This is a genomic window from Lentzea aerocolonigenes, assembly GCF_000974445.1.
Lineage (GTDB): Bacteria > Actinomycetota > Actinomycetes > Mycobacteriales > Pseudonocardiaceae > Lentzea > Lentzea aerocolonigenes.
The window spans coordinates 117922-144875 of the sequence record NZ_BBOJ01000022.1 but is presented as its reverse complement, the minus strand read 5'-3'; the positions used below and the strand labels follow the sequence as shown (position 1 = coordinate 144875).

Annotated in this window: 32 protein-coding genes; 19 read left to right on the top strand and 13 right to left on the bottom strand. The window is 69.0% G+C overall.

Annotated features, from left to right (window positions below; genetic code table 11):
- Positions 1–33: 33 nt before the first annotated feature.
- Positions 34–1434, bottom strand: a complete 1401-nt coding sequence (locus AOM45_RS37015; protein WP_030469699.1) for an aminotransferase-like domain-containing protein — start codon at positions 1432–1434, stop codon at positions 34–36.
- A gap of 22 nt (positions 1435–1456) precedes the next feature.
- On the opposite strand from AOM45_RS37015, the gene AOM45_RS37010 reads away from it, so the two are divergent.
- From AOM45_RS37010 to AOM45_RS37000, 3 genes are read left to right on the top strand one after another with little or no spacing between them, the layout of a single operon-like run.
- Positions 1457–2347, top strand: a complete 891-nt coding sequence (locus tag AOM45_RS37010) for a DMT family transporter (RefSeq protein ID WP_201780142.1) — start codon at positions 1457–1459, stop codon at positions 2345–2347.
- A 40-nt stretch (positions 2348–2387) separates the two neighbouring features.
- Positions 2388–2735 carry an MmcQ/YjbR family DNA-binding protein gene (locus tag AOM45_RS37005; protein ID WP_030469697.1) on the top strand — a complete coding sequence of 116 codons (348 nt, stop codon included), beginning with the start codon at positions 2388–2390 and terminating at the stop codon, positions 2733–2735.
- On the top strand, positions 2732–3091 hold the full coding sequence (locus AOM45_RS37000) for a VOC family protein (protein ID WP_030469696.1): 360 nt from the start codon (positions 2732–2734) through the stop codon (positions 3089–3091). Before AOM45_RS37005 ends, AOM45_RS37000 begins: the two co-directional genes overlap by 4 nt.
- Here AOM45_RS37000 and AOM45_RS50075 read toward each other — a convergent pair.
- The 3 genes from AOM45_RS50075 to AOM45_RS36985 are packed head-to-tail and all read right to left on the bottom strand — an operon-like array spanning position 3082 to position 6234.
- Positions 3082–4245: a hypothetical protein gene (locus AOM45_RS50075; RefSeq protein WP_051784015.1), complete on the bottom strand. Its 1164-nt coding sequence runs from the start codon at positions 4243–4245 to the stop codon at positions 3082–3084. The genes AOM45_RS37000 and AOM45_RS50075 overlap by 10 nt on opposite strands.
- Positions 4242–5714: a WXG100 family type VII secretion target gene (locus AOM45_RS36990; RefSeq protein WP_030469694.1), complete on the bottom strand. Its 1473-nt coding sequence runs from the start codon at positions 5712–5714 to the stop codon at positions 4242–4244. The genes AOM45_RS50075 and AOM45_RS36990 overlap by 4 nt, the downstream gene beginning before the upstream one ends.
- Before the next feature lie 7 nt (positions 5715–5721).
- A complete protein-coding gene (locus tag AOM45_RS36985; protein WP_030469693.1) occupies positions 5722–6234 on the bottom strand; it encodes a YbaB/EbfC family nucleoid-associated protein in 513 nt (170 codons plus the stop codon).
- 85 nt (positions 6235–6319) lie between these two features.
- Here AOM45_RS36985 and AOM45_RS36980 point away from each other — a divergent pair, with 85 nt between their 5' ends.
- Complete coding sequence (locus tag AOM45_RS36980; RefSeq protein ID WP_030469692.1) at positions 6320–6988, top strand: SDR family oxidoreductase; 669 nt, start codon at positions 6320–6322, stop codon at positions 6986–6988.
- Positions 6989–6996: 8 nt separating this feature from the next.
- Here the strand turns inward: AOM45_RS36980 and AOM45_RS36975 are convergent, their stop codons facing one another.
- The gene (locus AOM45_RS36975; RefSeq protein ID WP_201780141.1) at positions 6997–7869 is read right to left on the bottom strand and encodes a serine hydrolase; all 873 of its coding nucleotides are present in this window, start codon (positions 7867–7869) and stop codon (positions 6997–6999) included.
- 139 nt (positions 7870–8008) lie between these two features.
- Between AOM45_RS36975 and AOM45_RS36970 the strand changes: the two genes are divergently transcribed.
- Genes AOM45_RS36970 through AOM45_RS36960 form a run of 3 tightly spaced genes read left to right on the top strand, consistent with a single transcriptional unit; the run spans position 8009 to position 9590 of the window.
- On the top strand, positions 8009–8428 hold the full coding sequence (locus AOM45_RS36970; RefSeq protein ID WP_030469690.1) for a hypothetical protein: 420 nt from the start codon (positions 8009–8011) through the stop codon (positions 8426–8428).
- A complete protein-coding gene (locus AOM45_RS36965) occupies positions 8425–8649 on the top strand; it encodes a helix-turn-helix transcriptional regulator (RefSeq protein ID WP_030469689.1) in 225 nt (74 codons plus the stop codon). Before AOM45_RS36970 ends, AOM45_RS36965 begins: the two co-directional genes overlap by 4 nt.
- The gene (locus tag AOM45_RS36960; RefSeq protein WP_030469688.1) at positions 8646–9590 is read left to right on the top strand and encodes an NAD(P)-dependent alcohol dehydrogenase; all 945 of its coding nucleotides are present in this window, start codon (positions 8646–8648) and stop codon (positions 9588–9590) included. Before AOM45_RS36965 ends, AOM45_RS36960 begins: the two co-directional genes overlap by 4 nt.
- Here AOM45_RS36960 and AOM45_RS36955 read toward each other — a convergent pair.
- Positions 9548–10729: an amidohydrolase family protein gene (locus tag AOM45_RS36955; RefSeq protein WP_030469687.1), complete on the bottom strand. Its 1182-nt coding sequence runs from the start codon at positions 10727–10729 to the stop codon at positions 9548–9550. The genes AOM45_RS36960 and AOM45_RS36955 overlap by 43 nt on opposite strands.
- Positions 10730–10767: 38 nt before the next feature.
- Complete coding sequence (ribA, locus tag AOM45_RS36950; protein WP_236703960.1) at positions 10768–11418, bottom strand: GTP cyclohydrolase II; 651 nt, start codon at positions 11416–11418, stop codon at positions 10768–10770.
- Positions 11419–11493: 75 nt separating this feature from the next.
- Between ribA and AOM45_RS36945 the strand changes: the two genes are divergently transcribed.
- From AOM45_RS36945 to AOM45_RS36930, 4 genes are read left to right on the top strand one after another with little or no spacing between them, the layout of a single operon-like run.
- On the top strand, positions 11494–11904 hold the full coding sequence (locus AOM45_RS36945) for a 6-pyruvoyl trahydropterin synthase family protein (protein ID WP_030469685.1): 411 nt from the start codon (positions 11494–11496) through the stop codon (positions 11902–11904).
- Entirely contained in the window at positions 11882–12853 is a 972-nt protein-coding gene (locus tag AOM45_RS36940; RefSeq protein ID WP_308202628.1) for a glycosyltransferase family 4 protein, read from the top strand. The genes AOM45_RS36945 and AOM45_RS36940 overlap by 23 nt, the downstream gene beginning before the upstream one ends.
- Entirely contained in the window at positions 12850–13629 is a 780-nt protein-coding gene (locus AOM45_RS36935; RefSeq protein WP_030469683.1) for a class I SAM-dependent methyltransferase, read from the top strand. Before AOM45_RS36940 ends, AOM45_RS36935 begins: the two co-directional genes overlap by 4 nt.
- 16 nt (positions 13630–13645) lie before the next feature.
- On the top strand, positions 13646–14608 hold the full coding sequence (locus AOM45_RS36930) for a lysylphosphatidylglycerol synthase transmembrane domain-containing protein (RefSeq protein WP_030469682.1): 963 nt from the start codon (positions 13646–13648) through the stop codon (positions 14606–14608).
- On the opposite strand, the gene AOM45_RS36925 is transcribed toward AOM45_RS36930, so the two are convergent.
- Both AOM45_RS36925 and AOM45_RS36920 read right to left on the bottom strand, forming a co-directional pair.
- Positions 14522–15214, bottom strand: coding sequence for a creatininase family protein (locus AOM45_RS36925; protein ID WP_030469681.1), 693 nt, complete (start codon positions 15212–15214; stop codon positions 14522–14524). The genes AOM45_RS36930 and AOM45_RS36925 overlap by 87 nt on opposite strands.
- Positions 15201–16184, bottom strand: coding sequence for a zinc-dependent alcohol dehydrogenase (locus AOM45_RS36920; RefSeq protein ID WP_030469680.1), 984 nt, complete (start codon positions 16182–16184; stop codon positions 15201–15203). Before AOM45_RS36920 ends, AOM45_RS36925 begins: the two co-directional genes overlap by 14 nt.
- A 41-nt stretch (positions 16185–16225) precedes the next feature.
- Between AOM45_RS36920 and AOM45_RS36915 the strand changes: the two genes are divergently transcribed.
- Positions 16226–16960 carry a CDP-alcohol phosphatidyltransferase family protein gene (locus AOM45_RS36915; protein WP_201780140.1) on the top strand — a complete coding sequence of 245 codons (735 nt, stop codon included), beginning with the start codon at positions 16226–16228 and terminating at the stop codon, positions 16958–16960.
- Positions 16953–17345 carry a DoxX family protein gene (locus tag AOM45_RS36910; protein ID WP_030469678.1) on the top strand — a complete coding sequence of 131 codons (393 nt, stop codon included), beginning with the start codon at positions 16953–16955 and terminating at the stop codon, positions 17343–17345. Before AOM45_RS36915 ends, AOM45_RS36910 begins: the two co-directional genes overlap by 8 nt.
- On the opposite strand, the gene AOM45_RS36905 is transcribed toward AOM45_RS36910, so the two are convergent.
- Entirely contained in the window at positions 17335–17988 is a 654-nt protein-coding gene (locus tag AOM45_RS36905; protein WP_030469677.1) for a RibD family protein, read from the bottom strand. The two genes, AOM45_RS36910 and AOM45_RS36905, sit on opposite strands and share 11 nt — an antisense overlap.
- A gap of 83 nt (positions 17989–18071) precedes the next feature.
- Here AOM45_RS36905 and AOM45_RS36900 point away from each other — a divergent pair, with 83 nt between their 5' ends.
- Positions 18072–19646 carry an LTA synthase family protein gene (locus AOM45_RS36900; protein ID WP_030469676.1) on the top strand — a complete coding sequence of 525 codons (1575 nt, stop codon included), beginning with the start codon at positions 18072–18074 and terminating at the stop codon, positions 19644–19646.
- Between the two features lie 76 nt (positions 19647–19722).
- Here the strand turns inward: AOM45_RS36900 and AOM45_RS36895 are convergent, their stop codons facing one another.
- Positions 19723–20241, bottom strand: a complete 519-nt coding sequence (locus tag AOM45_RS36895; RefSeq protein WP_030469675.1) for a DinB family protein — start codon at positions 20239–20241, stop codon at positions 19723–19725.
- 274 nt (positions 20242–20515) lie between these two features.
- Between AOM45_RS36895 and AOM45_RS36890 the strand changes: the two genes are divergently transcribed.
- Positions 20516–21070: a DinB family protein gene (locus AOM45_RS36890; protein WP_051784013.1), complete on the top strand. Its 555-nt coding sequence runs from the start codon at positions 20516–20518 to the stop codon at positions 21068–21070.
- A gap of 3 nt (positions 21071–21073) precedes the next feature.
- Positions 21074–21565 carry a hypothetical protein gene (locus AOM45_RS51965; RefSeq protein ID WP_059362887.1) on the top strand — a complete coding sequence of 164 codons (492 nt, stop codon included), beginning with the start codon at positions 21074–21076 and terminating at the stop codon, positions 21563–21565.
- On the opposite strand, the gene AOM45_RS36880 is transcribed toward AOM45_RS51965, so the two are convergent.
- Positions 21493–22623 carry an MFS transporter gene (locus tag AOM45_RS36880; RefSeq protein ID WP_051784012.1) on the bottom strand — a complete coding sequence of 377 codons (1131 nt, stop codon included), beginning with the start codon at positions 22621–22623 and terminating at the stop codon, positions 21493–21495. The two genes, AOM45_RS51965 and AOM45_RS36880, sit on opposite strands and share 73 nt — an antisense overlap.
- Positions 22624–22767: 144 nt before the next feature.
- Between AOM45_RS36880 and AOM45_RS36875 the strand changes: the two genes are divergently transcribed.
- The 3 genes from AOM45_RS36875 to AOM45_RS36865 are packed head-to-tail and all read left to right on the top strand — an operon-like array spanning position 22768 to position 25372.
- Complete coding sequence (locus AOM45_RS36875) at positions 22768–23250, top strand: phosphatase PAP2 family protein (protein WP_051784011.1); 483 nt, start codon at positions 22768–22770, stop codon at positions 23248–23250.
- Positions 23251–23258: 8 nt separating this feature from the next.
- Entirely contained in the window at positions 23259–24728 is a 1470-nt protein-coding gene (locus AOM45_RS36870) for a sensor histidine kinase (RefSeq protein ID WP_156094035.1), read from the top strand.
- Positions 24725–25372 carry a response regulator gene (locus AOM45_RS36865; protein WP_030469669.1) on the top strand — a complete coding sequence of 216 codons (648 nt, stop codon included), beginning with the start codon at positions 24725–24727 and terminating at the stop codon, positions 25370–25372. Before AOM45_RS36870 ends, AOM45_RS36865 begins: the two co-directional genes overlap by 4 nt.
- On the opposite strand, the gene AOM45_RS36860 is transcribed toward AOM45_RS36865, so the two are convergent.
- Positions 25373–26953: a monocarboxylic acid transporter gene (locus tag AOM45_RS36860; RefSeq protein ID WP_030469668.1), complete on the bottom strand. Its 1581-nt coding sequence runs from the start codon at positions 26951–26953 to the stop codon at positions 25373–25375.
- Position 26954: the final 1 nt, after the last annotated feature.

Sequence of the window (26954 nt, the reverse complement as noted above, 5' to 3'; positions counted from 1 at the left end):
GCCACCATGCCGTCTTTTCTGGAGTGAGTCAAGTTAACGAACCATGCAATTCACCCGATAGGCTTCCGACAGCCTGCGAACGCCCTCGGCGAGCACGTGCTCAGGAGCGCCTCCGTAGGTCAAACGAAGAAAGCTGCCAGGCGGTTCAGCGGCGAACCACGGCCTGCCGGGGAACACCACGACATCGCGTGCCGCGGCCGCCGTCGTCAGCTCCAGGTCGTCGACACCGCCCGGCAGCTTCGTCCACAGGTGCAGGCCGCCGGACGACCTCGCGACCTCGAACTCCGGCAGGTGCTCGCCGATCGCGCGCGCCAGAGCGTCGCGCCTGGACCGCAAGGACTGCTGGAGCGTGCGCAGGTGCCTGCGCCACACCGGGGACGTCACGAAGTCGATCGCCGCCTCCTGCAACGGCCCCGCGACGTACAGGTCCTGCTTGGACCGCGTGTTCTTCAGCCGGATGCCCGCGGGCCCGCGAGCTCCGATCACGGCGACGCGCAGCCCCGGCGCGGCGACCTTGGTCAGCGAGCGGACGTAGACGACGTGACCGTCGGTGTCCTGCGAGACGAGCGTCGGCGGAGCGGTGCCGTCGATCGTGAAACCGCGCGCCCAGTCGTCCTCGACGAGGAACGCGCCCACCGTCCGGACGATTCGCATCACCTCGACACGTCGTTCGTCGGACAGCACGGCGCCGTGCGGGTTCGCGTGCAGCGGCTGGCAGTAGAAGAGCCGGGCGCCGGTCCGCTCGAACGCCGCCCGCAGCAGGTCCGGCCGCACGCCGTCGGAGTCCGCGGGCACCGGGACGACCTTGAGCCCCGCGTCGCGTGCCGCCGCGATCGCGCCGAGGTAGGTGGGGGACTCGACGAGCACGGTGTCACCGCGATCGCCCAGCCCGCGGAACACGGTCGCCAGCGCTTCCTGAGCGCCCGCGCACACCGTCATGTCGCCGGCCCTGAGCTCGCCGCCGGCCTCCTTCGCGAACCAGGCCCGCAGCTCTTCCCTGCCTTCCACCGGCACGCGTCCCCACGACGCGGGCCGGCGCGCGGCCCTGCTGAGCGCGAGACCGAGCGCCTCGGTGGGCTGCAGGTCGGGGTCGAGGTAGCCGCTGGACAACGGGATGGCCTCTGGCTTCGGCACCGCGAGCAGGTTCGCGACCAGCTCCTCGCCGGGCCTGCCCTCGCCGAGCGCCACCGCCTGCCACGACAGGTCGTGGCTGGTCGCGGACGTGCGCTGGGCGACGTAACTGCCGCGCCCTGGCCGCACCTCGACGAGTCCTTCGGCGGCCACGCGCTGGATGGCCTGCTGCACGGTCGCGGGCGAGGCCCGGTGCCGCGACATCAGCTCCCGCACCGACGGCATGCGATCGCCCGCGCGGCCGGCACGTGCTGTCGCTCTCAGGTCCTCGATAACGCGGACGGCTGCGTTATCCTCATTCATGAGAGCCAAGAGTAACGTTATCGTGCCAGCGGGGGTAACACTCGGCGCGCTCGGCGTGCTGGGTTTCAGCTTCTCCCTCCCCGCGACCCGCTTGGCGGTGGCAGGACTGGACCCGTGGTTCGTCGCGTTCGGCCGCGCCCTCGTCGCCGGCGTGCTGGCGATCGCCTACCTGGCGTTATCACGCGCACCACTCCCGTCGGCGACGCAGATCCGCCGCCTGGTCGTCGTCGCCGCGGGCATCGTGGTCGGCTTCCCGCTCTTCACGTCTCTGGCCCTCACCACCCAGACCTCGGCCCACGGTGCCGTGGTGATCGCGGTGCTGCCCATGTCCACGGCGATCTGGGCCGTCCTGCGCGCCTCCGAACGTCCGCCGATGACGTTCTGGCTCTCCAGCGGCGCGGGCCTGCTCGCGGTGCTGGCGTTCGTGGCCACCGGTGGCGGGTTCTCCGGCTCGTTGGGCCTGGCCGACCTCTACCTGTTCGTCGCGGTCGTGTTGTGCGGCTTGGGCTACGCCGAGGGCGGCGCACTCTCCCGCGAACTCGGCGGCGCCCGGACCGTGTGCTGGGCGTTGGTCGTGTCATTGCCGGTGACGATCCCGGCTTCCTGGTACACAGCGGACTTCTCGCGAGCCACCGGCGTCGTCTGGCTCAGTTTCGCCTACGTGGCCCTGATCTCGATGTTCCTGGGCTTCTTCGCCTGGTACGCGGGACTGGCCGCGGGCGGCGTGGCCAAGATCGGTCAAATCCAGCTGGCCCAACCGGTCCTGACCCTGATGTGGTCGGCCCTGGTCCTCGGCGAACCGGTCGGCTGGCCGGCACTGGCCACCGCCGCGGTCGTGGTCGTCTGCGTCGTGTTGACCCAACGCAGCCGCGTCACCCCGGTGGCGGTCGCTGCGGCACAACCGGTCCGCTGAGCGGATTTATACTGCGGGCCTTCGGCTTTGGGGGTCGGCAGTGGCAACGACGGACAAGCAGCTCTTCAAGATCGTGGACGCGCTCGCCGAGGTGCAGCGGACGTCCGGGAGCTCGTACGACACCTTGAAGGTGCGGGGCAAGGTGTTCGGCTACTTCTGGCCGCGCACGCAGACCGTGGGCCTGAAGCAGACGCTGTCCGAGCAGCTCGCACTGGTGGCGGAGCGGCCGGACGTGTTCGAGGTGCAGTTCACGGCGGGCGGGTTCGGCTGGGTCGTGGTGTACCTGGAGGGCATCGAGGCCGACGAACTGGCGGAGCTGGTGTTCGAGGCCTGGCGGTTGTCCGCGCCGGAGGAGCTGGTCGCCCAGGTCCCGGACCTCGCGCGATGACCAGGGTCAAGTTCGAGCTGCCCGCCGACGACCTGAACCGTGCGACGGCCTTCTACCGCGACGTCTTCGGGTGGTCGGCGCAGCAGCTGCCATTCGGCTACGTCCTCGTGGACACCGACGGTGACCCCGTCGACCCGGCGGACAGCGACGGCGGGATCTCACCGCGCACCGAGTTCGTGCAGGGCCCGGTGCTGATCATCGAGGTGCCGAGCATCGACGAGGTGGCGCGGAAGGTCGCACAGGCGGGCGGCACGCTGCTCAACGCCAAGGAACGCGTTGGCGACTTCGGCTTCTCGCAGTACGTGAAGGACAGCGAGGGCAGCGTGCTGTGCCTGTGGGAGTCCCTTCAGGGGTGACGGATGTCGAGGCGCGAGCCGTCCGCGAACGTCAGCCTGACCACGGGGGCCGCCGGCAGACTCGCCCCTGTGGAAGGGGTTTCCAGCCGCACGGCGTTGCGCGGGATCTCCGCGAACGTCGTGACGACGGTGGCGGGCTTGGCCTCGAACAGATGCGTCGGATACACCACGGCGACCCGCTGGTCGCTCACCGCCAGCCGCGCGTTGCCACGGGCGAACGCGAAGTGGTCGGCCAGTCGCACCGCGGCGCACGACGGGGCGGGCCCTTCCAGCCAGTAGCCGAGCGTCGGGTCGTCGATCCAGTCCGGCGGTGACGGGGGCGCGGGCAACGGCCACCGCAGTGCGTCCAGCTTCAGCGGGGGCATCTCGCCGACAGGGCTCCAGGGCACGTGCACCGATCCGCCGACCACGCCGCCCACGTACCCGAAGACCGGGGCCAGGCCCAGCTCCAGGTTCTCACCGCGGCGCAGCCAGAACTTCGTCAGCTCCTTCGCGACCACCTTGTCCTGGGCCGCGACCCGGGGTTCGAGCAGGAACTCGAACCCGGACCCGTCGACCAGCACGACACGCAGCGAAGAGCCGGCGGCCTGGACGTCGGCGATCTGCGCGCGCGGAATCTCCACGACCACCTGGTACTCCGGCACGGCGACCGGCTCGCCCTCCACGTTCTCACCGAACTTGAGGCGGTTGTCCGTGAAGATCTTGCCGACGCCTTTGCCGAACTCGATCGCCATACCCAGCAACGACGTCGACCCGGGATCCTCGGGAGCCACCACACGCTCGGCGATCACCAGTCGCGTGGACGTCAACGCCCACAAGCGGTGTGAGCGCCTACCGGGCTCGAACGCCGACATCGCACGACCCGCCAGCGACTCGCGGGAAGGTCCGAAGACGAGGTGATCGGCCTCGGGCGCCTTGTCGTCGGCGGAGTCCCCGCCGCCGCCCAAGAACGTCAGCGCGAGGTCGCCCGCCCCTCGGCCCACGGCAGAAGCCCCGCGCGCGAACAACGACCGGCTCGGTGCGCCGAGCCGGTCGAGGCCGTCGACGGCGTAGTAGAAGGTCCGCCGGTACATCGCCCAGACCAACGACTCGCCGGCCCGGCAGACCTGCTGCCGGGCGACGTGGCCGGGGCCGAGCGGTGCAGAGAAGATCATTCGTACTCGAACCCTCGGTTCATGGCGTCGGAACGCTCCTCGTCGGAGGACGGGTCCTGGCCCTTGTTGTAGCCGTACTTGATGCCCTGCTCCATCGCCAGGCCCGGCGCGTTCTCCATGACGCCGTTGGTGATGGCGGTCGGCACGTGCGAGGTGCCGCTCATGCCCGCCATCCGCAGGCCCGCCTCGGTGAGGTTCGTCGTGAGCGAGTCGGCGCCCGCGCCGTCCACGCCGAACCGGCCGGCGAAGCGGTTGCCCGTCTTGGACGCCATCGTTGCCGGGTCTGCCTTGGTGAGGATCTTGGCCAGCGGGTTGCCGTCGACCTTGCGCATCAGCCACTTCTCGGCCATGTTGCCCTCGCGCAGGCCCTCCGCCTTCTCGACGAGCTTCTTCAGCGGGCCGTTGCGCAGCTTCACCAGCATCTTCTCCAGCTGCTCGATCAACGGCTTCAGCTTGCCGAGCAGCTGCTTGACCTTCATGCCCAGGCGCGCCATCGTGCCGCCGACCTGCATGGTGGTGGCGGCTCCCGCGGCACCGACCGAGGCACCTGCCGTGATCCACGAGGCGGCCAGCGCGGCCAGCCACTCGATGATCAGGCCCATGACCAGCTCTTGCAGGATGTCGATGCAGATCTCGACGAACGCGTCGAAGAGGTCGGCGGCGAGTTCCAGCATCTGCTGGAGGCCGCGGATCTCGTTCGAGAACGCGTCCGTGCCCATGCCGAACTCGTCCATCTGCTGCCGGAACTTGTCGCCTGCCTGGCCGGTCCACGGCTGGGAGGTCGCGGCGGCGCGGGTCTTCTCGTGCTCGCCGGCGGACTTCACCCAGTCCGCGACCTTGCCCCAGCCGGTCGCGGTGCTGCGCATCTGCTCGGGGTCGCCGATCGCGGGTTCGACCACCAGCTCGACGATCGGGCTGATCACGATGCCGATCAGGAAGCCCAGGCCGTTGTCGATGAACGACTGGCCGGGGCTCATCACGAACTGCAGCTGCTCCATGCGCGCGTTGACCGCCGCGATGGCCACGTCCGGCGGGCTGCTCGCCCGGGAGATGTCGCCGCCCGTGCTCATCCACGAGCTGCCGTAGCTCGCGTTCTGCTCGAAGTCGCTCTTGCGGCCGGCGTTGCCCGCGCTGTTCAGGTCGGCGAGTGAGCCGGGGCCGCCACCGGAGGACAGCTTCTGCAGTCCCTGGTGGATCGCGTCCTCGACGTCGCGGTAGGTCTGAGCGGTCTGCTCGGTGCGCTCGGACACGCCCTCCAGGAAGCCCTTGGCCTTGTTGGCCATGTCCTGGCACTCCCGCAGGCCTTCGAAGTACTTGAACGCGAGCAGTTCGCCGAGCGGACCGAAGCAGTCGTCGCTCACCCTCGCCTGTTCGAGCAGGGTCGCCAACTGTCCGAAGTGGCCGGCGGCCTCCTTCGAACCGTTGCTGTGCGCGGTGAGCGCGCCGCCCTGCACTTGGAATCCCGTCATGCCCCCATCACCTCAGGATCGAGTTGCCGCCGAAGTCGTCGTCATCTGAGACCGGCGCGGGCCTCGGACGGTTCCCCTGTGGTGGACGCGACATCGGTGGAGGCGGCTGCGGCGGCATGTGCTGGGGCGGCATCTGCTGTTGGGGCGGCATCTGCTGCTGCGGTGCGTCCGGCAGCATCACGCCGGAGTGCGCGTTGAACGCCTCCTTGAAGAGCTCGGCCTGGTCGCCCAGCACCGGCGTCACGGTGTCCTGCAACGCCTGTGCCGCCTGCTGCGTCGCCGCCCTGATGGTGGCGAGGATCTCCTGTTGCAGCTGCGTGTGGCTGTACCTCATCGCGGTCGGGCTGAGTTGCAGGCCCAGTACCGCGCCCGACGGCGCGACGGTCACGGTGACGGAGCCGTCACCGCTGCGAGCCTGCCCGCGCAGCTCCGAGAGCTTGTCCTTGAGCTGGCCGGCTCTGGCGGCCTGCTCCTGGAACGCGCGGATCTTCTCCTCGAGTTGTGCCCTCCGGTCCGGCACGGCGACCCCTTCCCCAGTTCCGAGCAGGTCGGCACCACGCTAGCAACTTGACCTCCAGCGGGATGGAGGTTGCACCATCTCGCGCATGAACGTGGTCGTCAGCGGTGGTGGCAGGGGTTTCGGACGCACGATCGCGCGCCGGTTCGCCGCGCAGGGTGCGACGGTGGTGGTCACGGCTCGTGATCTCGCTGCCGCACAACGCACCCGTGACGAGCTGCCCGGCGCCCACGCGCTGCGGTGCGACCTGACTGACCCGGCATCGGTGCGGCACTGCGCCGACGAGGTGGGGGAGCTGCTCGGGCACGTGGACGTGCTCGTCAACAACGGCGCCGGGTTCCTCGCACAGTCCCAGGCGGACGACGACGCGATCGTGCGGACCATCTTGTCCGGTACGGCCGGAACGGTGCTGATGACCGAAAACTTCCTGCCGCTGCTGCGTCGTTCCGAACGTCCCGACGTCGTGACGATCGTGTCGCTCGAAGCCGAGTCCCGCAGCGATCCCGCGCACGTCGCGCACGCGGCCTTCCACGCGGCCAAAGCAGGACAGGGCCGCTACGCCGAGATCATGTCGCAACGGCTGCGGCCTGAGGGCATCCGCATGATCTCGTTGTACCCACCGGACTTCGACAACGACGACAACGCGCCGCGCGACGGCGTGCTGACCGCGCAGTCCGTGGCCGATTGCGTGGTGTTCGCCGTGAACCAGCCACGTGACTGCTTCATCCGCTCGTTCCACTTCGAGCCGGTGTCCTGAAAGGATGGTCAGCGGAACAGGATGCGGGTGATCTCCGTGTCCGTGGCGCGGCCCTCGTCGTACCCGCCCTCGCCCTTGAGGTTGTTCATGATCGCGACGGTGTACCGCGCGTCCTTCCCCACGAACCCGACCGAGTTCATCACCCAGCCGCCGTCCTCCTCCGACCAGCCGTTCTTCGTGCCGGAGTCAGGTCCCCAGACACCCCACTGCTGCTCGGGGCCGACCTGGCGCATCTGGCCGACGATGTACTCGCGGTCCTCCGCGGGCACGGTGTCGAGCACGTAGTTGATGAGCCGGTCGAGGTCGTTCGTCGTGCACTTCTCGAAGCCCCAGTAGGGGAAAGAAGACGAATATCCCCTTTGGGCAACCAGGCTGGTCATGCCGTACTTGCCGAACGCCGCGTTGAACGTCGCGCCGCCGTAGCGCTTCCACAGCGTGTCGGCCGCGTCGTCGTCGGAGCTGTGCAGCATCGCGGTCATCAGGCGACGGTCGTCGTTGCTGAGCTTGATCTTGCCGGCGCGGTGGCGTTCCAGCAGGTTCACGACCATCGCGAGCTTGATCGTCGACGCGGTCCACGTCATGTCGTCCGCGTGGTCGTTGCGCCACATCACCCCGGACTTGCGGTCGCGCAGCACGATGCCGACCGTGCCGGGCCGGGTTTCGGCGTAGGCCTGAGCTGCCTTGATGCGCTTCTGGAAGTCGCACTCGAAGCCGCTGTCGGGCATCGCGCACACCTCGGGCGTCGCGACGGCCGCGGCCGGGGTGTGCGACGCCGGCGGGGACGTGGACTGCGAGCTGGTGGAGGCGGGTGGTTCCGCCGTCACGGCGTCACCGCACGCCGTCAGGGCGAGCGCGCACGCAACAAGGATCGGACGGAGCATGTGCCGCACGCTAACGCCTCCGATCGGACGTAGTCGACCGCCATACGGACGCGCGTGATCATGTAAAAGATGTTTGACACGGTGTCTGTGAAGTTTTACCTTGGTCGTGTCAGGTTTCTTTGACATCGGGAGCGGGACCGTGGCGTTCGAGGAGAAGCGGGCGTGGGCCTTGGCGATCATCGCCCTGGTCGGATATGCCGTTTACGTGCTGGTTGTCCTGAACGGGGCGGACGGCCCGCTCGTGGACGCGCCGTACGTGGGGGCGTTGCTGTGGACGATCGGGGGCGGGATCGTCGCCGGCATCGTGTCGGGGATCTGGTTCGGCATCGCCGCGCGCAACGACGGCCTGCAGGTCGACGAACGGGATCGCGAGATCGGCCGGTTCGGTGACCACATCGGACAGTCGTTCATCGTGATCGGTGGTGTGTCGGCGATGGCGCTCGCGGCGGCGGAGGCGGCCCACTTCTGGATCGCGAACGTGCTCTACCTGTCCTTCGTGCTGTCCGCCGTGCTCGGTTCGTTGGCGAAGATCGCGGCCTACCGCAAGGGAATGCAGTGAAGCCGACGAAGGTCACGAACTCCATCCGCGCCCTGCGGTTCGCGCACGGCGAGATGAAGCAGGCGGATCTGGCGAAGGCCATCGGCGTGACGCGGCAGACGCTGATCGCCATCGAGCAGGGGAAGTACTCGCCCTCGCTGGAGGTCGCGTTCAAGATCGCCCGCGCCTTCCAGGTGTCACTAGAAGAGGTTTTCCAGTACCCGGAGGAGGAAGACGAGTGAAGGCTGTCGTGCAACGAAGATACGGAACGGCGGTGCTCGGTGACGTGGACGTGCCTGTGCCTGGGCCAGGTGAGGTTCTGCTGGAGGTGCGGGCGGCGGGCGTCGACATGGGCACCTGGCACCTCCTCACCGGAAAGCCCTACCTGGTGCGGGTCATCGGGTTCGGCTTCCGCGGCCCGAAGGTGCCGGTACCCGGCAGGGACGTCTCCGGTGTCGTCACCGAGATCGGTCCCGGCGTGACCGAGTTCGCTGCCGGCGACGAGGTTTTCGGCACCTGCCAGGGGTCGTTCGCCGAGTACTCCGTCGCGCCCGTCTCACGGCTGGCGCGCAAGCCGGCGGGGATCTCGTTCGCGGAAGCGGCCGCCGTGCCGATCTCGGGCGGAACCGCGCTCCAGGGACTGCGTGAAGTGCAGGCAGGCCAACGGGTTCTGGTGCTCGGCGCTGGTGGTGGTGTCGGGTCGTACGGGGTGCAGATCGCGAAGGCCCGTCAGGCACACGTGACCGGTGTGTGCAGCACGCGGAAGATGAACCTGGTGCGGTCGTTGGGTGCCGACGAGGTCGTCGACTACACAGCGGCGGACTTCACCGGCACCTACGACCTGATCCTCGACTGCGGCGGCAACCGGTCGTTGTCCAGGCTGCGCAAGGCGTTGACCCCGCGCGGAACGCTGGTGCTGGTCGGTGGCGAGACCGGGGGATCGCTCACGGGCGGGTTCGAACGGGCGTTGCGCGCGGTCGCGCTGAACCCGTTCGTGTCGCAGAAGCTCGTCCCGCTGATGTCGGCGGAATGCGCCGACGTCTTCGACGAACTGCGCGTGCTGATCGAAGCAGGCGAGGTGAAACCGCCGGTGGAACGCGAGTTCCCGTTGTCGGAAGCGCTGAACGCGATCGACCACGTCTACTCGGGACGGTCGCTCGGCAAGGTCGTCGTCACGATCTGACCGCCGATCACCACGGTGGTCACGTGGTGCAGCGCGGAGATGTCCCGCATCGGATCTCCTTGCACCGCAATGATGTCCGCGTCCCAGCCGGGCTTCAACATCCCCTTGGGGACACCGCACGCCTTCGCTGCCTGACTGGTGGCGCTCGCCAGGGCGCCGGCGTTCGGCACGCCGCCCTTCACCAGGTCGACGACCGAAAACGCGATGGCACCGTGTGGTTTGCCCGACGCGATACCACCGTCGGTTCCCGCTACCGTCCGCACGCCGCGGTCGTACATCATCCCGGCCATGCTCACCTTGCCGGCGTAGCTCATGCCGATCTTGTCCCACGCCTCGATCATGAAGGGCGGTGGTTCCTGGGTGATGCCCAGCGTGTGACAGACCGCGATGTCGGCTTCCACCAACGCGTCCACGAGATCGTCCGGGACCTGCATGCCCCGGTCGGTGAGGCACGAGAGGTGTTCGAGACCGTCCACTCCCGCGGCCACGGCCCGAAGCGCTGCGGCCAGGCTGTGGGCGTGGGCGGTCACCGGCAGGCCGTGCGCGTGGGCCTCCTCGACCACCACGCGGAGCTCGTGTTCGGTGAACTGGCACTCGCCGACCGCGGAGCCGGGGGTGGCGAACCCGCCGCTCGCCATGATCTTGACGACGTCGACCCCGCGCTCGGCCCGCACGCGCACGGCTTGGCGCAGCTCCTCGTCGCCGCAGACCTCGCCGCCCATCGACCAGCAGTGACCTCGGGAGCTGGTGATGGGCGGTCCGGAGCCGAGGATCCGCTGGACGTGCCTGCCCCGCTGCTCGATCACCGCCCACTGGTGGTCGCCGAGGTCCCTGACCGTCGTCACGCCCGCCCGGAGCTGGCGGGCGAGGCTGTCCGCGATCACCGCGTCGAGCTGTTCGGCGCTGAAACCGGGCACCCGGTCCAGGGCGCCGTTCTCGCTGTCCGCGCACAGGTGGACGTGGGTGTCGATCAGTCCGGGCAGGACGGTCGCGGTGCCGAGATCCACGACCTCGGCACCGGGAACGTCGGGATGGCCCTGCTCGACGGCCTTGATCGTGCCGTTCTCGGTGATGACCGTGACGGGACCGGCGAGCGAGTGCTCACCGTCGAAGGCACGCCCTGCTCGCAGCGCCAGCATCGGAACAGTTTGAGCGCCACATGCTGGGAAATCAACGGTCAGCGGGCGTGCGGAAGGGTGAACGAGTCGACCTGCGGCAGGTCGTGGCCGAGCCGGTCGCGCTTCGCGGTCAGGTACGCGATGTTGTGCGAGTTGGGCGCCATCAGCAACGGCACGCGCGACGCGACTGTGATCCCGTTGTCCTCCAACGCCGCGATCTTGTCCGGGTTGTTGGACATCAACCGCACGGACTGCACGCGCAGGTGCTTGAGAACGCGGGCCGCGGGGGAGTAGTCGCGGATGTCCACGGGCAGGCCGAGCGAGGTCGCGGAGTCCAGGGTGTCCAGACCGGCGTCCTGCAGCACGTGCGTGCGGACCTTTGCCACCAAACCGATTCCGCGGCCCTCGTGGCCGCGCAGGTAGATGAGGATCCCGTTGCCCTCGCGGACGATCGTGTTCAGCGCGGCGTCGAGCTGCTCGCCGCACTCGCAGCGCATCGCACCGAAGATGTCGCCGGTCATGCACTCGGAGTGGATGCGCACCAGCACGTTCTCGCGCAGCTTCGTCTTGCCGTAGACGAGGGCCATGTGCTCGTGGCCGTCCGCGCGGAACGCGACCGCACGGAAGGTGCCACGGCGGGTCACCAGGTCGGACTCCGCCACGTCCTCGTCGTTGAAGGCCTGTTCGAACATCTCGGGTCCCCTCGTCACCAGGCGCCTCCCGAGCGTGCAGCTACGCTCGGATGCGAGGTCGCACCGTAACCCGACCGCACAGCGGAGGTCATCCTGTTCAGCATCACCGTCCGCGATCACGTGATGATCGCCCACAGTTTCCGCGGCGAGGTCTTCGGTCCGGCACAACGTCTCCATGGAGCAACGTTCCTGGTGGACGCAACGTTCAAACGTGCCGAGCTCGATTCGGACAACATCGTTGTCGACATCGGACTCGCGACCCAGGAGCTGAACAAGGTCCTGGCCGCGTTCAACTACCGCAACCTGGACGAGGAACCGCAGTTCAAGGGCATCAACACGTCCACGGAGTTCCTCGCGAAGCACATCGCCGACCAGCTCGCCGGCAAGATCTCCGAGGGTGCTCTCGGTGAGGGTGCTCACGGCATCGATGCGATCGCCGTCACACTCCACGAGTCCCATGTGGCGTGGGCGAGCTACGAACGTGCACTTCGTACTGCCGGCTGACGTCGACGATCCGGCCGGTCCCAGCGGCGGCAACGTCTACGACCTGCGCGTGAGCGCGGGCATGAACCGTCTGCCCGTCGCCGGTGACTGGCCGCGTCCGCGCGACACCTCGTCGTTGGAGCAAACGCTTGCGCGGATCCCCGACGGCGAGATCGTCCTGCTGGACGGCCTGGTCGCCTGCGGTGTGCCGGAGGTGGTCGTCCCGCACGCCGGACGCCTCCGGCTCGCCGTGCTCGTGCACCTGCCGCTCGCCGACGAGACCGGGCTCGACCCCGCGACGGCCGCGGCCCTGGACGAGCGAGAACGCCAGGTCCTGAGGGCCGCGAGCGCCGTCATCGCGACCAGTCCGACGGCCGCGCACAACATCAGGACCAGGCACGGGCTCGACAGCGTCCACGTGGTGGTCCCCGGCACGGATCCGGCGCCGGAAGCCCCCGGCACGGACGGCGTCAGCCAACTCCTCTGCGTTGCCTCGATCACACCCCGCAAAGGCCACGACCTGCTGATCAGGGCCTTGCAGAAGATCGACTACGAGTGGCGGCTCGACTGCGTGGGACCGGTCCGGCCGTTCGCCCGGCAGCTGCCGGAAGACGATCGTGTCAGCTTCCGCGGGCCGCTCGTCGGTGACGCTCTGACCAGGGCATATGCTGACGCGGACCTGTTCGTGCTGGCGTCCCGCAACGAGACCTACGGCATGGTCGTCACCGAGGCGCTCGCCCACGGCCTGCCGGTCATCGCGAGCGCCGTTCCCGACGCTTTGGCCGACGGTGGGCTGCTCCTCCCTCCCGGCGACGAACACGCATTGGAAGCTGCGCTGACGCGGTGGTTCCAAGATCAGGAGTTCCGCTCGGAGCTGCGGGCCAGAGCCCTCGCCAGAAGGGCCTTTCTGTCCACTTGGGATCGATCCACAGAGGACCTGCGGAGGGTGCTGGCTAGTCTGCGGCCATGACCTTCGCGCCGGAATGGCTGGCACTGCGGGAGAACGCGGACGCTCAGGCACGCTCGACCGAGCTCGTCGACGTGGTCCGCGAAACTCTGGTGAACCGAAACCCGCTGACGATCCGTGATCTGGGTTGTGGCACGGGATCGATGGGACGATGGCTCGCCGGGAGGCTCGGCGGCGTACAGCACTGGGTGCTGCACGACCGCGACCCTCGGCTGCTCGCGCTGGCGGAGGCCGGTGTGAGCGCCCTCGAGAACGTCACCGCCGAGACTCGTGAGGGTGACCTCACCGAGCTCACCGCCGCCGACCTCGCGGGCTCTGACCTGGTCACCTGCTCCGCGCTGCTCGACTTGCTCACTGTCAACGAGATGAACGCTCTGGCGGTTGCATGCGTAGAAGCACATGTGCCCGCACTGTTCACGCTCTCGGTGGCAGGCCGGATCGAGTTCGAACCGGCCGAGCCGCTCGACGCCGCCTTCCAGGACGCGTTCAACGCTCACCAGCGCCGCGTCGTGGACGGGCGCGAGCTTCTCGGACCGGACGCTCCGGCCGCTGCTGAAGAGGCATTCGTGGCAGCGGGCGCTTCGGTTCGAACGGCTTCGAGCCCGTGGCGCCTGAACTCCGACGCACTGCAGCGCGAATGGCTGAAGGGCTGGGTCGGCGCGGCTGTCGAGCAGGAACCCGCACTGGCCGCAGAAGCGCCCGAGTACCTGCGCCGCAGGTCAGAGGCTTCCGCGGTGGTCCACCACGTCGACCTGCTAGCGATACCCGCCAAGTCATGATCCAGGGAGCTGTGTGATGAAGAAGTTCTGGCCGTGGCTTCGCCTGGTGCTGGCGGTCGCGATCCTGGTGGCGGTGGGCCTGCGCCTGGGCACCGGGGCGTTCGTGGACGGACTGCGCGCGATCGACGCGTTCTCCGTCGCCGCCGCACTTGCGATCGGGTTCGTGACGACACTGCTCAGCGCCGGCCGCTGGGTGCTCGTCGCGCGCCGCCTCGGCCTGTCGCTGACCATGCGGACCGCGGTCAGCGACTACTACCGCGCGTTGCTCGTCAACGCCGTGTTGCCCGCGGGCGTGCTCGGTGACGTGCACCGCGCGGTCAACCACGGACGTGAGTCGGGCGACGTCGGACGGGGCGTGCGCGCCGTGTTCTTCGAGCGCTTCGCCGGCCAGGTCGTGCTCATCGGGATCGGCCTCGGGGTGCTGCTGCTGCACCCCGCGCCCGGCTTCGACCTCGACCTGAGCGGCACCACGGTGGGGCTCGTTCTCGCTGGTCTGGCCGTTGCGGCGGTCGCCGGCTGGCACATCAAGCCCGTGCGCCGCGTCCTGGTCAATACTCTCGCGGACGGCATCAGGCTGTTGTCGTTCAAGACCTGGCCCGCGGTCATCGCACTGTCGGCCGCCACGGTCGCCGGGTACGTGGCGATGTTCGTGGTCGCCGCCCGCGCCGCCGGGTCGACCGCCACGATCACCCAGCTCGCGCCGGTCGTCGTGCTGGCGCTGCTGATCATGGCCATCCCGGTCAACATCGGCGGGTTCGGCCCGCGCGAGGCGTTCCTCGCGGTGGCCTTCGGCGCCGCCGGACTGGGCGCCCAGCACGGTTTCACCACGGGCATCGTCTACGGCGTGCTGGCGTTGATCGCCGCTCTGCCCGGCGCGGTCGTGCTGTTCCTCTCACGCCGTACCAAGGTCGAAAAGGCCGAGGTAGTGGCCGAAGGACTCGGCCAGCCCCGCGAGCAGGAGCTCGCCCTTGCGCGCTGACGCGAGAGAAGGCCTCCCGATGACGCCGGAGGACGTGTACGGCGCCAGACCGAGGGTGAGCATGTGCCGCCGGTCCTCCGCCAGGTGGTCAGCGGTTTCGTAGCCGGGACGGATCAGATCGGGGTGAGCGTGCAGCAGGATCGACGTCTCCAGCTCACCCGCGTGCATGTCGCTGTACGCGGAGGTCTCGATGCCGGCCTTCTCCCGCGCGAACGCCCAGTCGTCCCGTCCCGGGAACAGCGCCATGTTCTCGTTCTCCTGCACGACGTTCGACAGCACGTAGTTGCCACCGTGCCCGTTCACCAGCACCAGGCCGGTGACACCGTTGCGCCGCAAAGAGTCCGCGATGTCCGTGATCACTGAGACCAGCGTGCGCGCGGAGATGCTGACGGTGCCGGGCCAGTCGGCGTGCTCCTGCGAGCACGAGAACTGGATCGGCGGGAGCAGCCGGACCGGGTGCCGCGCGGCGATCTCCGACGCGATCGTCCACGCGATCACCGAGTCCGTGGCGAGCGGCAGGTGCGGGCCGTGCTGCTCGGTGCTGCCGACCGGGAGCACGGCCACGCGCTGGTCGCGGACGTCGACCGTGGTGTCACTCGGAAACATGCGCTTGACCGTAGTCAATCCGGTGGCACAGCGCCGGAATCTCCCCGCTCGCCAGCTTCGGCATGACGTCCGGCAGCTCCTCGAACGCGCTGGAACCGGTGATCAGCGCGTCGAACCGGTCCCCGGCCAGCAGGTCCAGCGCCAGCGCCATGCGTTCGGCGTAGCTGCGGTCGGGGCGGCCGACCGTGCCGACCTGGCTGCTGCGGATCGTGAGGCGCCGCGAGTGGAAGAACTCGCCGAGCGGAACCGAGATCTTCTTGTCGCCGTACCAGCTGAGCTCGACGACCCGGCCTTCCGGCGCGAGCAGGTTCAGCGCGGTGGTGAGGCCGGGTTCGGTCGCGCTGGCGTGGAAGACGAGGTCGCACCCGTCGAGAGCGTTGTCCGGCAACGCGAAGCCCACACCGAGCTGATCGGCGACGGTTTCGCGGCTCGGATCCGCGTCCACGAGCTGCACGCGCGCTCCGGGGAACGTGGCGAGGACCGCCGCGATGCTCGACCCGACCATGCCGCCGCCGACCACCGCGATCCGGTCGCCGATCAGCGGACGCGCGTCCCACACGGCGTTCACCGCGGTCTCGACGGTGCCCGCGAGCACCGCGCGGGCGGCCGGAACGTCGCCCGGAACGGGCGTGACCGAGCTTTCCGGTACCACGTAACGGGTCTGGTGTGGATAGAGGCAGAACACCGTGCGCCCGCGGAGTTGTTCGGGTCCGTGTTCAACGACGCCCACGTTGAGGTACCCGTACTTCACCGGCCACGGGAAGTCCCCTTCCTGGAAAGGAGCCCTCATCGCCGCGTACTGGTTCTCCGGCACACCACCGCGGTGCACGAGGGTCTCCGTGCCGCGGCTGACACCGGAGAACAGCGTCCGCACCTCGACCTCGCCGGGGCCGGGCTCGGCCAGCGCGACCTGACGGACTTCCCCTTTTCCGGATTCATTGAGCCAAAAGGCACTCGCCGTACGTGTCACTCACAACACCTCCGCCGCACGAAGTCCACCAGGAGCACCTGATGATCACACTTCAGCACACCAGGGCGTCCGTCGTCGTACGGGAGCCTGCCGTCTGGGCCGCAGCCCAGGTGCTCCTGCTGGGTGTGGTCGGGGTGACCGCCGGTCTGGGGCCGCTCGGCTGGGCCGCCGGTCTGGCCTACGGGTTCGCCACGTGGGCGTTCCTCGGCTACGGCATGCAGCGGCATCGCACCAGGTCACTGGGCCCGGCCGACCGCGTCACGCTGGCGCGCGGCCTGATGGTCGGCGCGGTGACGGCGCTCGTCGCGGACCGCGCGGGCCAGGACGTGCCGGTGGCGCTGGTCGTGACGCTGGCCGCGGTCGCGTTGTCGCTCGACTGGGTCGACGGTCAGGTCGCCCGCCGCACCGGCACGTCGACCGCGCTCGGAGCCCGGTTCGACATGGAGGTCGACGCGTTCCTGATCCTGGTGCTGAGCGCGTACGTGGCCGTGCACATGGGGCCGTGGGTGCTCGCGATCGGGCTCATGCGGTACGTGTTCGTGGCCGCGTCGTGGCGTTTCCGCTGGATGAACGCACCTCTGCCGGCCAGCTACGCGCGCAAGGTCGTGGCCGCGGTGCAGGGGATCTTCCTCGTCGTGGCGGCGTCGGGCCTGCTGCCGTTCGCGGCCGTTCTGGTCGGTCTCGCGCTCGCCTCGCTGGTGTGGTCGTTCGGTCGCGACGTGCTGTGGCTGTGGCGCAACGCGGCGGTGTCGGTGGGAGGATCCCGCCATGTCTGAGCAGACCTCGACCGCGGCGAAGGTCGGCAACATCGTCGTCTGGATCCTGCAGATCGTTCTCGCCGTGCAGTTCGTCCTGAACGGCTCCGCGTTGTTCACCGACCAGTTCGTCGCGAAGTTCGACGACATCGGCTTCGGCCAGTGGTTCCGCTACTTCACCGGCGTGCTGGAGATCGGTGCCGCGATCGGCCTGCTGATCCCGCGCGTCTGCGGCTTCGCGGCGCTGGCGCTCGCCGGGATCATGGGCGGTGCCGCGCTCACCGAACTGTTCCTCGTCACCAACGGCGGGTTCAAGGCCGCCACGATGCCGATCGTGTTCATGATCTGGGCGCTGGTGATCGCGGTCTACCGCCGCGAGCAGATCCTCGGGCTGTTCAGGAAGTGACTTTCGGGAAGTAGCGCAGCACGGCGACGTCCCCGACTTTCGCGACGTCCTCCAGGTGGAATCGGCGTGCCGGTCCACCGGGGAATTCGGCGGGATTCACGAAACGCGGGGCGGTCGCCTGCCCGATCAGCATCGGCGCGACCGCGACCCTGATCTCGTCCGCGAGTCCGGCGGCGAGGAACGCCGTGTGAATGCTCGTACCGCCTTCGACCATGAGCTTTCTCACGCCGCGCGCGCCGAGATCGTCCAGAATTTCTGGGAAATCGCTGAAGATTTTCGTTTCGGCGAGATGGTCGACCGTGGTCGTGGGGCTCTTGGTGTAGACCAGGCATGGGCCGCCGCAGTGCCAAAACAGCAGGTCAGGATCTAGATCACCGCTTCGGGTGACGGTGACCCGCAGCGGGAGCTCCGGTTTGCCCTCCGCTATTCTCTGCGCGCGCCGCTCTTCGCTGTACACGAGCAGGCGCGCGTTGTCACGGCGCAGCGTCTCGGCACCGGCGAGAATCGCGTCCGACTCCGCGCGCATCCGGTCGACGTGATCGAAGTCCTCGGCGTTGGAAAGCGGAAACCTCTCGGTGCCGCGATCGTCGATGTGGCCGTCGAGGCTAACGGCGACGCTCAGCAGAACGTGCGGGCGGGTCACGGGCTCGATGGTAGTGCAGTTGAACCGCGCACGGGCCGTGCCGCGTTTACCTCATAGGTCAGGAAAGGGGATTCTCGGTGAGGATGTTGCTGCGTCGGACGGCCACTGTCCTGGCAGGGCTGTTCGTGTTGTTCGTGCTCATCGCACCGAGCGACCTGGAGAAGTTCACGTTCGAGGCGTTCCTGCGGGTGCCGCTCGAAGGTCTCATCGGCGTGATGGTGCTGGTGCTGCTGCCGGAGCGGGTGCGCAAGCCCTTCGCTGTCGCGGCCGGCATCGCGCTGGGACTGTTCACCGTCGTCAAGATCATGGACATCGGCTTCGACATGGTGCTGTACCGGCCGTTCGACCTGGTGCTCGACTGGCCGCTGCTGGTGCCGGCGGTCGACTTCGTGGACGTGACGTTCGGCCGCTTCGCCTCCGTGCTGGCCGTGGGGCTCGCGGTGGCACTGGTCGTCGGCATCGTGTGGCTCGCCGCGGTTTCGGTGCTGCGGCTGGGTTCCGTCGCGGCAGGTCGTCGTCCGGTCGCGATCCGCGTGGTCGCGCTGGCGGCGGTGGCGTGCGTTTCCCTTGCCGTGCCGGGGGTTCCGGTGTACTCGGACGCCGCCGCGACGTCGTTGGTCGATCACGCCAAGCGCGTGCGGCTCGGGCTGCACGATCAGGAGGTGTTCGCCGCGGAGGCCTCGGTCGACGCGTACCGCGACCACCCCGGCCTGCTGTCCTCGTTGCAGGGCAAGGACGTCGTCTTCACGTTCGTGGAGAGCTACGGCAAGTCCGCCCTCGACCTGCCGGACGTGTCCGCGAAGCTGGCCGCCGGCAACGACCGGCTGAAGGCGGCCGGGTACACGGCCAAGTCCGCGTTCCTGACCTCGCCGACGGCCGGCGGCGGCAGCTGGATGGCGCAGGCGACGCTGCTGTCCGGGCTGTGGATCGACAACCAGCAGCGCTACCGCAACCTGGTGGCCTCGGACCGGCTGACGCTGCCGCGGGCGTTCCGCGAGTCGTCGTGGCGCTCGGTCGGCGTCGTCCCCGGCATCACGCAGGCGTGGCCGGAAGGCGACTTCTTCCACTACAACAAGATCTACGCCGCCCAGGACCTCGGTTACAAGGGGCCGCGCTTCGGGTACGCGACGACGCCGGACCAGTTCACGTTGGAGTCGTTCCAACGCAACGAACGTTCGGGTGAACACGCCCCGTTGATGGCGGCGATCCCGATGGTGTCCTCGCACGCCCCGTGGTCGCCGACGCCGGATTCGGTGGACTGGTCGAAGCTGGGCGACGGCTCGATCTACTCGACCATGCCGGCCTCGAACGACCCGCCGGAGTCGATCTTCGGCCGCGACCCGGCCGCCGTGCGCGCCGACTACGGGCACTCGATCTCGTACTCGCTGGAGTCGGTGGTCTCGTACCTCGAACGGTACGGCGACGAGAACCTGGTCTTCGTGTTCCTCGGCGACCACCAGCCGGCGCAGATGGTGACCGGCGAGGGGGCCTCGCGGGACGTGCCGATCACCATCGTCGCCAAGGACCCGGCGGTGCTGCAGCGCGTCGAGGCCTGGAAGTGGGACGACGGCATCAGGCCGGGAGGGTCGGCCCCGGTGTCGCGGATGAGCGACTTCCGGGACCAGTTCCTCTCGACCTTCTCGCCACCCCGCCCCTAGGAGCGCTACCGCCACTCGTGATGAACGGCGCATTGGTCCACCTCACGTGGACGAGTGCGCCGTTCATCACGAGTGCCTAGCCCATCGTCTTCTGGCCGTCGATCGTCTCGCGGATGATGTCCGCGTGGCCCGCGTGCTGCGAGGTCTCGGCGATGATGTGCGCGAACACGCGCCGCGCCGACCACGCCTTGCCCTCGGGGAACCACGGCGCGCTCGGCAGCTTGTGCGAGAGGTCCATGTCGACCGTCTCGACGAGCTTGTCGGTGTGCGCGGCGATCTTGTGGTAGCGCTCGAGGATGCTCTCCAGCGTCTCGCCCGGCTCCATCCGGAAGTTGCGCTCGTGGCTGTCGTAGGCGTCCGAATCGGGGTCGGCCTCCAGCGCCGACGTGCCCTCCTCGATGAACTTGACCCAGTTCTCCTCGACCGTCGCGACGTGCTTGATCAAGCCGCCGACCGACAGCGCGCTGACCGTCGGGCTGGACGCGGCCTGCTCGTCGGTGAGGCCCTTCGCCGTGAACGTCAGGAAGTAGCGGTGCTGCTGGAGGCTCTCGAGCAGGTCCGCGCGCTCGCCGGTGAGGATCTCGGTGGTGGTCATCGCTCTAGTCCTTCGCTCGTTTGTCCCGACATGAACGACTGTATGACCACTTGAGGTCAGCTTGTGTCCTAGACGAGCGGCCGCTCCAGCGAAACTCGAGCGACTTTCGAGCGATCGGGCGCTGACCTGCGCGTCACTCTCCGTGAGTCAGCCGAAAGTGACACGGCCTTGTTGTTTCACGCCCGGCTCTCGACCGCCGATCGAGCGCGGCTGAGGTGCGCGGTGGTAGGAGACTCGCCGAGAACTGTCAGACCCCGTCGGTACCGTCCGAACCATGACCGCCGACGACCTCCGCCGCTACCTGCAGGACTCCCGCGACTCCGTCGTTTCCTCGTTGGAGGGCCTCAGCGAGTACGACGTGCGCCGACCGCTCGTGCCCAGCGGCACGAACCTGCTCGGCCTGGTGAAGCACCTGATCGGCATCGAGCTCGGCTACCTCGGCGACTCCGTGGGCCGCCCCGCGCCGGTGACGCTGCCGTGGGTCGAGGACAAGTCGATCTGGGAGAACGGCGACATGTGGGCCAAGCCCACCGAGAGCCGTGAGTACCTCTTGGACCTCTACCGCACGGCCTGGCAGCACTCCGACGAGTCGATCTCCCTCTTACCGCTGGACGCGCCCGCGTCGGTGGAGTGGTGGGCGGAGCACAAGCGCCAGACGACGTTCGGCCACCTGCTGGTCCGCGTCCTGGCCGAGACCGCGCAGCACGCGGGCCACTGCGACGTCGTGCGCGAACTGATCGACGGCCGCTCGGGCGCCGACAACCCGGACGGCTACTACGACCTGGTCTTGAGCATGGCGAGCGCTCCGATCGCGGGTACCAGCAGCTAGAAGGTGTGGGGCCAGGTCACGGCCTCGGCGAACAGCGGTACGAGTTGGACGCTGACCATCGTCAGTCCGAAGCCGAAGCCGAAGCCGAAGCCGAAGCCGAAGCCGAAGCCGAAGCCGAAGCCGAGCCCGAGCCGAGCACGAAGCCGAAGCCGAGCCCGAGCCGAGCACGAAGCCGAGCCCGAGCACGAGCACGAAGCCGAAGCCGACGCCGAAGCTGAGCCCGACGCCGAGCACGAAGCCGACGTCGAGTCCGAAGCCGGTCCGAAGCCGATGGCGGTCAGGGCGGTGAGCGCGGTGCCGACGTGGCGCGGGTCGGCGACCTCGCTCAACGACGCCGGCAACCCGGACGACGCCGGCAACCCGGACGACGCCGGCACCCCGGACGGCTACGACACCCCGGACGGCTACGGCACCCCGGACGGCTACGGCGACCTGGTCCTGAGCATGGCGAGCGCCCCGATCACGGGGCCGGGCACGAGCAGCAGGAAGGCGTAGCGCCAGGTCACGGCCTCGGCGAACAGCGGTACGAGCTGGATGCTGACCACCGTCAGCCCGAACCCGATGGCGGTCAGCGCGGTGAGCGCGGTCCCGACGTAGCGCGGGTCGGCGACCTCGCTCAACGACGCCGAGAACACCCCGGAGTCGGCGATCACCGACGCTCCCCACACCGCGCAGAACGCGACCAGCAGCGCCGATCCGTGCGCGAGAGGAGAGAACAGGCAACAGAGCCCGCTGACGGTGAGCGCGCCGACGGCGGCGGGGGCTCGCCCGAACCGGTCCGCGGCCCACCCGCCGATCAGGCAGCCCACGAACCCTGCCACGCCCATCGTCAGGAACACGGTGAGCCCGGCCTTGGCGTTGGCGCTCAACAGGAACGTGGGCAGCCACGTCCACAACGCGTACAGCTCCCACATGTGCCCGTAGTAGCCGAGGTTGACCAACCGGGGTTTGCGCTCCCGGAACATCTGCAGCGCGTACCGGGGATTGAGCTGTGCGGTCGTGGCGGTGACGAACGGCCCTGGCCGCACGACCAGGAACGCCACGAGCGCGCCCAGGAACGCGATCGCGGCCGCGGTCACGAGCACCTCGCGCCACGGCAGGCGTCCGAAGACGTGCGGCAGCGCCGAGCCCAGGGTCAGCGCCCCGATCAGCACGCCCAGTGCGCGGCCGCGGTTGCGGGACTCCGACCAGGACGCCATCAGCTTCATGCCCACCGGGTAGACGCCGGCCAGCGCCACCCCGGTCAGGAATCGCAACGGGATCGCGGCCGCCAGCCCGTCCACGAACAGCCCGAGCACCAACGTGATCACCGCGCCGGTTGCCGCGGAGACCGCCAGCAGCCGGTGCGGGCGGACGCGGTCGGCCAGGTTGAGCACCGTGGCCCCGATCGCTCCCGTGACGAAACCGAGCTGCACGGAGGCCGTCAGCCACACCGCGGCGCCCGCGCTGATGCCCCACTCCTGGCGCAGCGAGGGGACGACCGCGGACATCGAGAACCACACCGCCAGGCCGAGGACCTGGACGATCGCGATGGCCGCGCGCTGGATCAGCACACCCGGTCTCCTCACCGAACGGTGGTGTGAACCTGCCACAGTCCGGATGCGACCGCAGCACGAGATCGACCTTGTCGAAAGTAAGGTCGGATCGGTTCCGATCGGCAGGGGCGCCGAAACGACGATCTTCGTAGTTTCGGCTGGGTGACTTGGCTGGTGATCGGCACCGACGCGGTGCTGGGTGTGTTCGCGTTGATGTTCCTGGCGTTGTGGTTCCAGCACCGGCTGCGGGCGGTCCTGGCCGGCGCCGGTGTCGTGGTCGCCTACGCGGTCAGCGAGGTGGTCAAGCTCGTGGTGCAGGAGGAACGGCCGTGCCGCACAGCGCCTTCGCTGGCGCCGTGCCCGGAACCGGGCGACTGGTCGTTTCCCAGCAACCACTCGGTGATCGCGGGGGCGTCCGCGATGGCGATCTGGGCGCTGCACCGGACATGGGGCTGGGTGGCGGCGGTCTGTGCGCTCGCTGCGGCCGCGTCCCGCGTGATCGTGGGTGTCCACTATGTACACGACGTGCTGGCCGGGCTGGCGCTGGGAGCGTTGGTGTCGTGGGGGATCGCGGTGCTGCTGGAGAAGAGGCAACAACGCACCGTTGCCGACGCCCCGACCGTGGTGATGCAGCGACTGCGATGATGGGGGCCGTGTGGGCGCGGCTGAGTTTGTGGATGTGCGCGGCGGTGTTGGTGGTGGCCGCGGCGGCGACATCGCGGCCCGGCCGGCTCGCTCTCTGGGAAGTGGTGCTCTACCTCGCCGTGCTCGCCGGGGCGTTCGTGGTCGTGAAACGGCGGCCCGCCGTGGCGCTCGGCCTCGCGCTCGGGGCGTGGCTGGTCTGCTACCTCGTGCGGGTCGAGCTCGACAGCGCCACCGGTGTGATCGCGCTGGCGCCCGCGCTCGCCATCACCAGCTTTCTCGCCGGGCGGCACGCCGAGGACCCGCGCGCGACCGCGATCGCCCTGACCGCCGCGGAGTTCGCGGGGGTCGTCGTCGCACTGACCGAGCGCGGCGGGAGTGACACCGCACTCGCCGTCACGTCCGGGGTCGGGGTGCTCGGGGTGGTGCCGTGGGCGTTCGGTCGGTTCCGCCGGCGGTTCGCGGAGCTGCGGGAGGTCGGCTGGGAGCACGCCTCACTCCTCGAACGGGACGCGGACAACGCCAGGAACTCCGAACGGGCGCGGCTGGCCGGGGAGATGCACGATCTGGTCGGCCACGAGCTCGCGCGGGCCGCGCTCCTGGTCGGTGCGCTGGAACTGGAACCGAGCTTGACCGCGTCGCAGCGCGAGGCCGCCAAGACCGCGCGGGCCAGCGTCACGGCGGCCGCGGAACGGCTCGCCGACGTCATGCAGGTGCTGCGGTCCGACGAGGACGGGCCCGTCGCCACGATCGAGGAAGTCGTTGCCGGGAGCGGACTCGACGTCGAGCTCCGCAACGGTCGCCGGACCGGGATCGACGGCATCATCGCGCGCACCGTGCACCGCATCACGGCCGAGGCGCTGACGAACGTGATCAAGCACGCGCCCGGCGCGAAGGTCACCGTCACCCTCACGGCCAACCTCGAACTGCGGATCACCAACGGGCCCGCGCCGAAGACCCACGCGGTCAGCAGCGGCAAGGGGCTGGTGGGCCTCGCCGAACGCGTCGCGCTCGTCGGCGGCTCGTTCGAGGCCGCGCCGACGGACGACGGCGGGTTCGAGGTGCGGGCGAAGCTGCCGGAACGGCCGTTGCCGCGTACCACGCCCACGCACGTGCACCGCGAGCGCACGGAGGAGGAGATCCGCAAGAGCGCCAAACGAACCGTGCTGATCACGTCGGTCGTGTGTGTGGGCATCGCGATCGGAGTGCCGGGCTACATGGTGTTCGACGCGGTGACGTCGGTGCTCACCCCGCAGCAGTTCGAAGGGGCGGAAATCGGGCAACTCGAGGACGATCTCGACCTGCCGTGGCGCACCCGTGTCGACAACCCGCTCGGGGTCACCGCGCCGCCGGACACCGAGTGCCGCTACTACAGCACGCACCCCAACCCGTTCGACGCCGACCGCCACGACCTGCACCAGCTGTGCTTCCAGGATGATCGGCTCGTGCTCAAGGAGTGGCTCGCCAGGAGGACCGGGTGATCAGGGTCGTGCTCGCGGACGACGAACCGGTGGTCAGGTTCGGCGTCAAGGCCGTCCTCGCCACCGCCGGGGACATCGAGGTGGTCGCGGAGGCCGAGAACGGCAGCGAGGCGGTGGACCGCGTCGCCCGGCACCGGCCCGACGTCGCCGTGCTCGACATCCGCATGCCCGTGTTCGACGGCCTGGACGCCGCCAGGGTGATCCGCGAGTGCCATCCGGACACGAAGACGTTGGTGCTGACCACTTTCGCCGACGACGCGTACATCAGCAGGGCGCTGGGGGAGGGCGCGGCCGGGTTCGTGCTGAAGACCGGTGACCCGCAGGAGATCATCTCCGGGGTTCGCGCGGTCGCGAACGGCGGCGCGTTCCTGTCCCCGCTGGTGGCCAAGAGGGTCGTCGACCAGCTCCAGACGGCACAGCCGCGACCCCTTGCCACGCAACGGATCGCCGTTCTGACGGCACGGGAGCGCGAGGTGCTCGGGCTCGTCGGCGCCGGGCTCTCCAACGCCGAGATCGCGGCACGCCTGCACGTCGTCGAGGGAACCGTGAAGGTCTACGTCAGCACGATCTTCCGGCAGCTCGGGGTCAGAAACCGCGTGCAGGCCGCGATCATCGCCCACGAGTCGGGGATCATCCCCCGGTGATCAGGCCCGGGCACCGATCCCCGAGATCGCCCTGACCTCCATCTCGGCCGCCCTGTCCGCGTTCTCCGGCTCGGCCTTCGAGAAGATCGTCGCCAGGAACCCGCACAGGAACGAGAACGGGATCGACACCAGACCGGGGTTGCCGAGCGGGAACCACGCGAAGTCCACGTCCGGGAAGATCGACGTCTTCGCGCCGGACATCACCGGCGAGAAGATGATCAGCACCAGGCACGAGCCCAGGCCGCCGTAGATGCTCCACAGCGTGCCCGTGGTGTTGAAGCGCCGCCAGAAGATCGTGTAGAGGATCGTCGACAGGTTCGCCGACGCCGCCAGCGCGAGCGCGAGCGACACGAGGAACGCCACGTTCTGGCCGTTCGCCGCGATACCGCCGACGATCGACAGCGCGCCGACGACCACCGCCGTCAGACGGGCGACCCGGATCTCGCGGCGCGGTTCGGCGTTGCCGCGCTTGATCACGTTCGCGTACACGTCGTGCGCGAAGGACGCGGACGCCGCCAGCGTCAGGCCCGCGACGACGGCGAGGATCGTGGCGAACGCCACGGCGGACACGATGCCCAGCAGCACGGCGCCACCGATGCGGAACGCCAGCAGCGGCGCCGCCGAGTTCTCACCACCCGGTGCCGCGGCGATCGTGTCGGTGCCGACCAGTGCCATCGCGCCGAAGCCGATCACCAGCGTGCACAGGTAGAAGATGACCATCGTCCAGGTCGCCCACACGACCGAACGACGGGCTTCCGAGGCGTTCGGCACGGTGTAGAAGCGCATCAGCACGTGCGGCAGCGACGCGATGCCGAGCACCAGCGACAGCGCCAGCGACACGAAGTCCAGTTTGGACATCGTGCTGAAACCGTACTTCGCACCGGGATCGAGCACGGCCTCGCCGAGCTTGTTGTGCTCGGTGGCCTGCTGCATGATCGCGGACAGGCTGAACCCGAACTTGCCCAGCAGGAAGATGCTCATCAGCGTCACGCAGAGCAGCAGCAGGACGGCCTTGATGATCTGCACCCACGTCGTGCCCTTCATGCCGCCGACCAGCACGTAGAGCACCATGACCATGCCGACGACCGCGATCAGCAGCGCCTGGCCCCACTTCGAGCTCACGTTGAGCAGCAACGCGATCAGGCCGCCGGCGCCGGCCATCTGCGCGATCATGTAGAAGAACGAGATCACCAGCGTCGCGTTCGCCGCGGCCGCGCGGACCGGGCGCTGCCTCATCCGGAACGCCAGCACGTCGCCGACGGTGAAGCGGCCGGTGTTGCGCAGGCCCTCCGCGATCAGCAGCAGGCCGACGAGCCACGCGACGACCCAGCCCACGGAGTAGAGGAAGCCGTCGTAGCCGTGCGCCGCGATGCCGCCGGAGATGCCGAGGAACGACGCGGCGGACAGGAAGTCACCGGACAGCGCCACGCCGTTCTGGGCGCCGGTGAACGAGCTGCCCGCGGCGTAGTAGTCCGACGCCGTGACGTTGCGGCTGCTGGCCCGGTACACGATGTAGAGCGTGATCAGCACGAAGACCGCGAAGACGCTGAGGTTCAGCACCGGGTTGCCGGTGGTGGGCATG